Genomic DNA, 7,304 nt, shown 5'->3' on the forward strand with positions numbered 1-7,304 from the left:
TCCGTGTGGCCAGCAAGTCGGTGCGCTGTCGTGCCCTGTTGGAGCGCGTACTGGCGCGGGACGGGTTCGCCGGGGTCATGGGCTTCACGCTCGTCCCCAGGCCCGGCAAGGGACAGCTCCTGGCGGTACTGGTCCTGGTCGTGGCGCTGGCCTCCCTCGGCTCCAACCTCCAGTTCGGCGCGGCGAACGCCTACGTCTGGCCGCTGCTGCTGGCCGGGGTCGGCGTGGCGGTCGTCTGGCGGCAGGCGGACAACTCCCGGCGCGCCCACTGGGCGGAGGTCAGCCGCCGCAGGCGGCTGCTGCCCATCGCCCGCAGCGCGGCGGGCGCCCTCCTGGTCGGTGTGGGCATCACCGGCTTCGCCGTCACCCGGGGACTGGGCCCGCACCTGGGCACGGTGCTCCAGGCGTCGCTGGCGCTGCTGGTCGGCACGGCGCTGCTGGCCGGACCGTATCTGGTCCGCCTCACCCAGGACCTGTCCGAGGAACGGCTGATGCGCATCCGGGCGCAGGAGCGGGCCGAGGTCGCCGCCCACGTCCACGACTCCGTCCTGCACACCCTCACCCTGATCCAGCGCAACGCGGACAACTCCCGCGAGGTGGCCCGTCTCGCCCGCGCCCAGGAGCGCGAGCTGCGGGCCTGGCTCTACAGGCCGGGCGGCACGGGCAGGGACGAGGAGGAGGGGCCGGACACCCTGGCCGACGCGGTGCGGGCGGCCGCGGCCGGGGTGGAGGACCACCACGGGGCGCCGGTGGAGGTGGTCTGCGTCGGCGACTGCCCGCTGGACGAGAGGCTGGGCGCGCAGCTCCAGGCCGCCAGGGAGGCAATGGTCAACGCCGCCAAGTACGGTGGCGAGGGCGGCCCGGTGCAGGTCTTCGCCGAGGTCGAGGGAAGTATGGTCTTCGTCTCCGTGCGCGACCACGGCCCCGGCTTCGATCTGGACTCGGTGCCGCCGGACCGGATGGGCGTACGGGAGTCGATCATCGGCCGGATGCGGCGCAACGGCGGTACGGCGGTGCTGCGTTCCGCCCCCGAGGGCGGCACGGTGGTGGAGCTGGAGATGGAGAGGGCACAGACATGAGGGCACGGACATGAAGGCGGAAGCATGAACGAGGAGCAGCACCGGGCCCGGGTGGTCCTGGTGGACGACCACCGGATGTTCCGCACGGGCGTCCAGGCGGAGATCGGGGACACCGCCGAGACCGGGGTCGAGGTCGTCGGCGAGGCCGCCGACGTGGACCAGGCCGTCACCGTCATCACCGCCACCCGCCCCGACGTCGTCCTGCTCGACGTCCATCTGCCCGGCGGCGGCGGGGTGGAGGTGCTGCGCCGCAGCGCCACGCTGATGGCCGACCCCGAGCACCCGGTGCGCTTCCTGGCCCTGTCGGTCTCGGACGCGGCCGAGGACGTCATCGGCGTCATCCGCGGCGGCGCCCGCGGCTACGTCACCAAGACGATCACCGGCGCGGACCTGGTCCGGGCCGTATTCCGGGTCGCCGAGGGCGACGCGGTGTTCTCCCCGCGCCTGGCGGGCTTCGTCCTGGACGCCTTCGCCTCCACCGACGCCCCGCCGGTGGACGAGGACCTGGACCGCCTCACCCAGCGCGAGCGCGAGGTGCTGCGCCTGATCGCACGCGGCTACGCCTACAAGGAGATCGCCAAGCAGCTGTTCATCTCGGTCAAGACCGTCGAGAGCCATGTCTCGGCGGTGCTGCGCAAGCTCCAGCTCTCCAACCGCCACGAGCTCACCCGCTGGGCCACGGCCCGCTGCCTGGTGTGATACCCCCGTTCACGCGGCTGACCGGTACGGGCACGCGATAACGTCACATCATGGCCGGAAGGGAGCCCGGAAAGCCGATCTCCGTCGCCCTCGACCCGGACGTTCTCGAAGAGCTTCAACGCCTCGTTCACCGGGGCGAAGCCGCCTCCATCTCCTCCGGTGGTCAACGGAACCCTGCGGCATCGGCTGGAATGCCGGCAGCAGGCGGAACGCGCCCCGCCGTCAATCACTCCGCGTCCGCCCCAGACCAATCTCGGCCCAGACCGTCTTGCCGACCGTACGCGGAGTGACGCCCCAGCGCACGGCGAGGGCGTCCACGATCAGCAGACCCCGGCCGAACTGCTCGTCGTCGGCCGGGCTCCTGGGCTTGGGACACTGCTCCCCGCGTGCGTCGCTGACCTCGATGCGCAGCACCGACGCTGTCAGCTTCAAGTGGACCCGGAACAGCCGTCCCAGCACGCGGCCGTGCAGCAGTGCGTTACCGGCCAGTTCGCTGACGATCAGCGATGCGTCCCCGGCCACGCCGGGGTGCCCCCACTCGCCCACCAGCCGTGCCGTCCGGCGCCGGGCCAGGCTCACGCTGCTGGGGAACGGGGTGTAGTCGAGCTTGTCCTCCTTGAGGACAGCCGCCGAGGAGGGGTGGAACACGGCCATGGTGATCACGCCTTCGTGAGGGAGAACGCCGCCTCGAACGGCGGGGGTCAGATCCGGAGAGTGACCGGCTACGCACTGAAGGTATCGCTCAATTGCCAGACGCATCAAGTCGGATGTGCAGAAATATTTCTCGTGATTGACTTCGGCTTGCAGGCGCCTCGGTTGTGCGTGCGCTCAACCACCCTGTAGGAAGGCAGACATGACGGACAGACGTGCAAACCGTGGGGCTACCGTCTCCACGGTGCTGGGCCGGAGGCTCGGTGGTGAGCTGCTGCGCATGCGCGAGGCATGCGGACTCCGGCAGCCACACGCGGCGGAGGCTCTCACCAGCTCGGTGGCGAAGGTCGCCAAGATGGAGCGCGGTTTGGTGCCGATACGGGACCCCGACGTCCGTGCGCTGTGCCATCTCTACTGCGTGGACGACGAAGCCGTCGTCGACCGGCTCCTCAAGCTGGCCAAGGCCGACCGGGACCGCCGCAAGGCGAAGGGCTGGTGGGACCAGTACCCACAGCTTGAAGCCATGGCCGAGTACTTCGCGCTGGAGGAGATGGCCGACCAGGTACGCGCCTGGGAGCTGTCCTTCGTACCGGGCCTGTTGCAGACGCCGGACTACGCCCGCGCTCTGGCTGTCGGCAACCACGACTGGGCCGACATCGAAGAGGTCGAACCCTTCGTGGAAGCCCGCATGAAGCGGCAGGACCGACTCACGGGGAAGCGTCCCCTACAGCTCTGGGCGATCATGCATGAGGCCGTCCTGCACCAACTGGTGGGCGGTCGCAGCGTCATGCGTGCCCAGCTCGGCCGTCTGATGGAGATGGCGGAACTCCCTCATGTCCGCGTCCAGGTGTTGCCCTACCGAGTGGGCGCCCACCCTGGTATGACCAGCGCCTTCACCGTACTGTCCTTCTCGGAGGCCGGAGCGCTGGACGTAGTGCGCACCGATACGCTCGCCGTCAAGCTGTGGTTGGAGAGCGAAGCAGACGCTCGGCATCACAGCTCCGTCTTCGACCGCGTTGCCCGGTTGAGCCTGGCGCAACGCGACTCCAGCAAGCTGATCGACAGCGTCCGTAAGGAGATGTAGCGGTGTCCGAGTTCGTGTTCCGCAAGTCCAGTCACAGCGGTGGCCAGCCGGATTCGCAGTGCGTCGAGGTGGCCGACAATGTCGCCACCACCGTGGTCGTACGCGACTCCAAGGAGTCTACGGGCCCCTGCATACGCCTGTCCCCCACCGCCTGGGCCGCGTTCCTCTCCACGCTGCGCGGCGGGGAGGAGCGGGCCGCGTAACCCCGTCGCCCCCTCGCACAGGGCGGTGTGACAACACCGGCGGCGTGAGGTGAGCGCACGGACGGCGGCGCCGGGCGGACGACACCGCACCGGACGGTCCTCCAGCTCCCCGAAACCGCCGCCGGAAGGGCTGAGCGTGTGCGGCCGCCCCGCCCCCTGGGGGGCGAGGCGGGGCCCGCGCCGGTCAGGAACGCTTCGGCTCGTAGTGCAGCGCGGTGATCCCGCAGTCGAACGGCCGGACGGAGACGAGGCTGAGCCGGTGGTGGGAGCCGGTGTCGGGGAAGACGGGCATCCCGGCGCCGAGCGCGGCCGGGTTGACGAACAGGTGGAGTTCGTCGAGCAGGTCCCGGGCGATCAGGTCCCGCACGAGGGTGCCGCCCCCGTAGGTGATGATGTCCCCGCCCGGCCGCGCCTTCAGCCGCTCGATCGTCTCGGTGAGGTCGCCGCCGGCGACCTCGGCGTTCTCCCAGGGCGACTCGGCCAGGGAGTCGGAGATCACGGTCTTGGGCGTGCCGTTCATCCAGGCGATGGACTCCTCGCTCTCGCCCTCGGGACCGGCCGCCCATGTGGGGATGAATCCCTCGGCGAGGCGGCGGCCCAGCACGATGTGGTCGACCGACTTGGTGAGCGCGTTGATGTGGGGACCGACGTCGTCGGTCCAGGGGAACGTCATCCAGTCCATCTCACCGTTCGGCCCGGCCATGTAGCCGTCGACGCTGACCTGGACCTGGAGCTTGAACCTGCGCATGACTGCTTCCCTTCGGATTCACTCGGATTGATTCCGTATCAGGGAAGAGGCTAGAGGCTGCCACTGACAACGCCTCCGAAGACGACTCACGGACAGGCCGCGGGGACTACATGCGGTCGATCGCGCCGAGGTCGATGTCGACGCCGAACGGCTCGGAGAGCGTCAGCCGCCCCTCGTGAACGCCGGTGAGGGCGTACGCCCCCGCCCCCGGATCGAGCCGGTGGGCGTGGACCACCGGACGGCGTCCCGTGCCCTCCTCCACCAGCCAGAAATATGGGATGCCCGCCCGCGCGTAGAGCTGGGGTTTGCGTTCGCGGTCGCGGATCGCGGAGTCGGGGGCGACGGTCTCGACGGCCAGCACGACATCCCGGGCATCGTAGCGGTTGGCCTCCAGCCCCTGTACGGCCCCGGCACGGATCACGCACACGTCCGGCTCCGGCGCCTGCCCGGGACCGAGTGCCACCACCATCTCCCGCCGCACCCGCAGATGCGCCGGACAGGTGCGGCAAAGGCCCTCTACCAGCAGGGAGTTGACCAGTGAGTGGTACGAGCTCTGCCGGGCGGGGAAGACCAGGGCGCCGTCGACGAGCTGAGTGTGGGAAGGGAGGTCGGTCAGGCGGAAGAGGTCGTCGACGGTGAGGCCCCGGTACGGGGGGCGCAGCCACTCGGGGAACGGCTCGTCGTCGACATCGTTTGCGTTCGCTACATCGTCCATGCCGCCATGGTCATCACCCCTCCGGTGCGACTTGCCGCAAACCCCCGCCCCGCCGCCCGAAGGGGTGAGTGGCAACACCGGAGTTGACGGGCAGGTCGGTGCGCCGACACCAGGAAACCGAATCACGGTGTGATATACGCCACCCCGGTCGGCCGATTACCTCTCCCCACGCCTCCAGTCATACGAGCGGCATCACGGAGACGCGGATGCTTCGTGACACACCGGTGGAAGGGAACGAGCATGACGGGGAGCACGGAGAGCGCCGACGGCACCCCCGGGGCCCCCGGCCCGACGAGGGGACCAGGGCACTGGACCGGCTGACCGGCTCCTGGCGGGTGACCGGCGGCGCTGAGGGCACGATCGTCTACCGGTGGATGGAGGGCGGCTTCTTCCTCCTCCGGGAGGTCGAGCTGGAGCAGTACGGGCAGCGCGTCACAGGGCTGGAGGTGATCGGCCGGGAGAAGCCCTTCGGCGCGGAGGAGCCGGGCGAGGACATCCGCTCCCGTTTCCACGACAGCCAGGGCAACACCTTCGACTACGTCTACGAGATCGACGGGGACACCCAGACCATCTGGGCCGGTGAGAAGGGCTCACCCGCATACTCCCGGGGCACCTTCGACGCCTCGGGCGACACGCTGGCCGGCGCCTGGGTCTACCCCGGCGGCGGTGGCTACGACTCGGTGATGACCAGGACCGGGTGACCGGCCGGCCCGCGGCCGGCCGGTCTACAGCCGGTCGATCGCGGTGAGGTCGATGTCGATGTCGAAGGGGACGGCGAGCTTCAGCCGGTCGTGGTGGATGCCGGTGGGCACGTAGCAGCGCGTCGCGGGCTCCAGCTCGAAGACGTAGACGACCGGGCGGCGCCCCGTCCCCTTCTCGATCCGCCAGAAGTGCGGGATGCCCGCCTCCGCGTAGAGCTGCGGCTTGCGCTTGCGGTCCCGCTCCTCCGAGTCCGGCGAGACGACTTCGGCGGCGAGTACGACGTCCCCGGCCCGGAAGCCGGTCTCCTCGGCCTCCTCGGTGACGCCTTCCGCCCTCAGCACCGAGAGGTCCGGTTCGACGCGGTTGCGCCTGCCCAGTACGACGGCCATCTCCCGGCACACCCGCAGCTCGCCGGGAACGGTCTCGTGGAGTCCTCTCTCCAGCAGGAACATCGCCAGCGAGTGGAAGTACTTCTGCGGGCTCACGAAGACCAGGCTCCCGTCGATCAGCTCCGTGTGGGGCGGGAGGTCCGGGATGCGGTCGAGATCGTCCGCCGTGTAGCCGTCCGACGGCGGCACGGGCCACGAGGAGGTGGGCAGCGGCTCGGCGGTCATGGTTCCTCCCATGGGCGGGATTCTCGGCCTCACCCCAGCGTATCGACCCGAAAACGCCCGCGCCGCCGCTCGAAGGAGTGAGCGGCGGCGCGGACGTTGACACACGGAGAAGCCGGGAGCCGCCTCACATGTGGTCGATCGCGGTGAGGTCGATGTCGATGTCGAAGGGGACGGCGAGCTTCAGCCGGTCGTGGTGGATGCCGGTGACCACATAGCTCCGGGTCACGGCGTCCAGTTCATAGACGTAGACGACGGGGTCGTCGTTCTCTCCGGTCATCTCCACCCGCCAGAAGTGCGGGATGCCGGCGCGGGCGTACTTGTGGGGCTTGGTGTCGCGGTCCCTCTCCTCGGACTCGGGCGAGACGACCTCGACCGCGAGCACCACGTCCTCCGCCTCGAAGCGCGCCTGCCGGCGGCTCCGCACGGCCTCGGCCCGGAGCACGCAGAGGTCCGGTTCGGGCGCGGTGCGGTCGGTGAGCACCACGGCCATCTCGCGGCGCACCCGGTAGCGCTCGGGAACGGTCGTCCGCAGGCCGTGCTCCAGCAGGTACAGCGTCAGCGAATGGAAGTTCCGCTGCGGGCTCACGAAGACCAGGCTCCCGTCGATCAGTTCGGTGTGCGGCGGGAGGTCGGGCAGGCTGAAGAAGTCGTCCACGGTGTAGCCGTCCTGCGGCGGCATCGGCCACCGGCCGGTGGACGCGCTGGGCAGCGGCTCGGCGGTCATGGTTCCTCCCATGGGCGGGATTCTCGGCCTCACCCCAGCGTATCGACCCGAAAACGCCCGCGCCGCCGCTCGAAGGGGTGAGCGG

10 protein-coding genes are annotated in these 7,304 nt (G+C 70.1%); 5 read left to right on the forward strand and 5 right to left on the reverse strand.

Going from position 1 to position 7,304, the window contains the following annotated elements; all coding sequences use genetic code 11:
- Nucleotides 1–77: 77 nt before the first annotated feature.
- Both LJ221_RS13370 and LJ221_RS13375 read left to right on the forward strand, forming a co-directional pair.
- Complete coding sequence (locus LJ221_RS13370) at nt 78–1,079, forward strand: sensor histidine kinase (protein ID WP_241716680.1); 1,002 nt, start codon at nt 78–80, stop codon at nt 1,077–1,079.
- 24 nt (nt 1,080–1,103) lie between these two features.
- A complete protein-coding gene (locus LJ221_RS13375; RefSeq protein ID WP_241716661.1) occupies nt 1,104–1,778 on the forward strand; it encodes a response regulator transcription factor in 675 nt (224 codons plus the stop codon).
- Nucleotides 1,779–2,000: 222 nt separating this feature from the next.
- On the opposite strand, the gene LJ221_RS13380 is transcribed toward LJ221_RS13375, so the two are convergent.
- On the reverse strand, nt 2,001–2,432 hold the full coding sequence (locus tag LJ221_RS13380) for an ATP-binding protein (protein WP_241716663.1): 432 nt from the start codon (nt 2,430–2,432) through the stop codon (nt 2,001–2,003).
- A 199-nt stretch (nt 2,433–2,631) separates the two neighbouring features.
- Here LJ221_RS13380 and LJ221_RS13385 point away from each other — a divergent pair, with 199 nt between their 5' ends.
- Complete coding sequence (locus tag LJ221_RS13385) at nt 2,632–3,513, forward strand: helix-turn-helix transcriptional regulator (protein ID WP_302852001.1); 882 nt, start codon at nt 2,632–2,634, stop codon at nt 3,511–3,513.
- Nucleotides 3,514–3,515: 2 nt separating this feature from the next.
- Nucleotides 3,516–3,716, forward strand: a complete 201-nt coding sequence (locus LJ221_RS13390) for a DUF397 domain-containing protein (RefSeq protein ID WP_241716665.1) — start codon at nt 3,516–3,518, stop codon at nt 3,714–3,716.
- Between the two features lie 184 nt (nt 3,717–3,900).
- Here the strand turns inward: LJ221_RS13390 and LJ221_RS13395 are convergent, their stop codons facing one another.
- Together LJ221_RS13395 and LJ221_RS13400 are read right to left on the reverse strand one after the other, a co-directional pair.
- Nucleotides 3,901–4,464 carry a dihydrofolate reductase family protein gene (locus LJ221_RS13395; protein WP_241716667.1) on the reverse strand — a complete coding sequence of 188 codons (564 nt, stop codon included), beginning with the start codon at nt 4,462–4,464 and terminating at the stop codon, nt 3,901–3,903.
- Nucleotides 4,465–4,570: 106 nt separating this feature from the next.
- A complete protein-coding gene (locus LJ221_RS13400) occupies nt 4,571–5,179 on the reverse strand; it encodes a Uma2 family endonuclease (protein WP_241716669.1) in 609 nt (202 codons plus the stop codon).
- A gap of 206 nt (nt 5,180–5,385) precedes the next feature.
- Between LJ221_RS13400 and LJ221_RS13405 the strand changes: the two genes are divergently transcribed.
- The gene (locus tag LJ221_RS13405) at nt 5,386–5,880 is read left to right on the forward strand and encodes a hypothetical protein (RefSeq protein ID WP_241716671.1); all 495 of its coding nucleotides are present in this window, start codon (nt 5,386–5,388) and stop codon (nt 5,878–5,880) included.
- Between the two features lie 24 nt (nt 5,881–5,904).
- Here the strand turns inward: LJ221_RS13405 and LJ221_RS13410 are convergent, their stop codons facing one another.
- Entirely contained in the window at nt 5,905–6,495 is a 591-nt protein-coding gene (locus tag LJ221_RS13410) for a Uma2 family endonuclease (protein WP_241716684.1), read from the reverse strand.
- Nucleotides 6,496–6,619: 124 nt separating this feature from the next.
- Nucleotides 6,620–7,231: a Uma2 family endonuclease gene (locus tag LJ221_RS13415; RefSeq protein WP_241716673.1), complete on the reverse strand. Its 612-nt coding sequence runs from the start codon at nt 7,229–7,231 to the stop codon at nt 6,620–6,622.
- Nucleotides 7,232–7,304: the final 73 nt, after the last annotated feature.

It is taken from the genome of Streptomyces sp. CNQ085, assembly GCF_022614595.1.
In the GTDB taxonomy this organism is placed as follows: Bacteria; Actinomycetota; Actinomycetes; order Streptomycetales; family Streptomycetaceae; genus Streptomyces.

Bases quoted from the DNA above. Each gene is read 5' to 3' on its own strand.
- LJ221_RS13370 (WP_241716680.1), top strand. From the start codon at position 78: ATGGGCTTCACGCTCGTCCCCAGGCCCGGCAAGGGACAGCTCCTGGCG.
- LJ221_RS13375 (WP_241716661.1), top strand. From the start codon at position 1,104: ATGAACGAGGAGCAGCACCGGGCCCGGGTGGTCCTGGTGGACGACCAC.
- LJ221_RS13380 (WP_241716663.1), bottom strand. From the start codon at position 2,432: ATGGCCGTGTTCCACCCCTCCTCGGCGGCTGTCCTCAAGGAGGACAAG.
- LJ221_RS13385 (WP_302852001.1), top strand. From the start codon at position 2,632: ATGACGGACAGACGTGCAAACCGTGGGGCTACCGTCTCCACGGTGCTG.
- LJ221_RS13395 (WP_241716667.1), bottom strand. From the start codon at position 4,464: ATGCGCAGGTTCAAGCTCCAGGTCCAGGTCAGCGTCGACGGCTACATG.
- LJ221_RS13400 (WP_241716669.1), bottom strand. From the start codon at position 5,179: ATGGACGATGTAGCGAACGCAAACGATGTCGACGACGAGCCGTTCCCC.
- LJ221_RS13405 (WP_241716671.1), top strand. From the start codon at position 5,386: ATGCTTCGTGACACACCGGTGGAAGGGAACGAGCATGACGGGGAGCAC.
- LJ221_RS13410 (WP_241716684.1), bottom strand. From the start codon at position 6,495: ATGACCGCCGAGCCGCTGCCCACCTCCTCGTGGCCCGTGCCGCCGTCG.
- LJ221_RS13415 (WP_241716673.1), bottom strand. From the start codon at position 7,231: ATGGGAGGAACCATGACCGCCGAGCCGCTGCCCAGCGCGTCCACCGGC.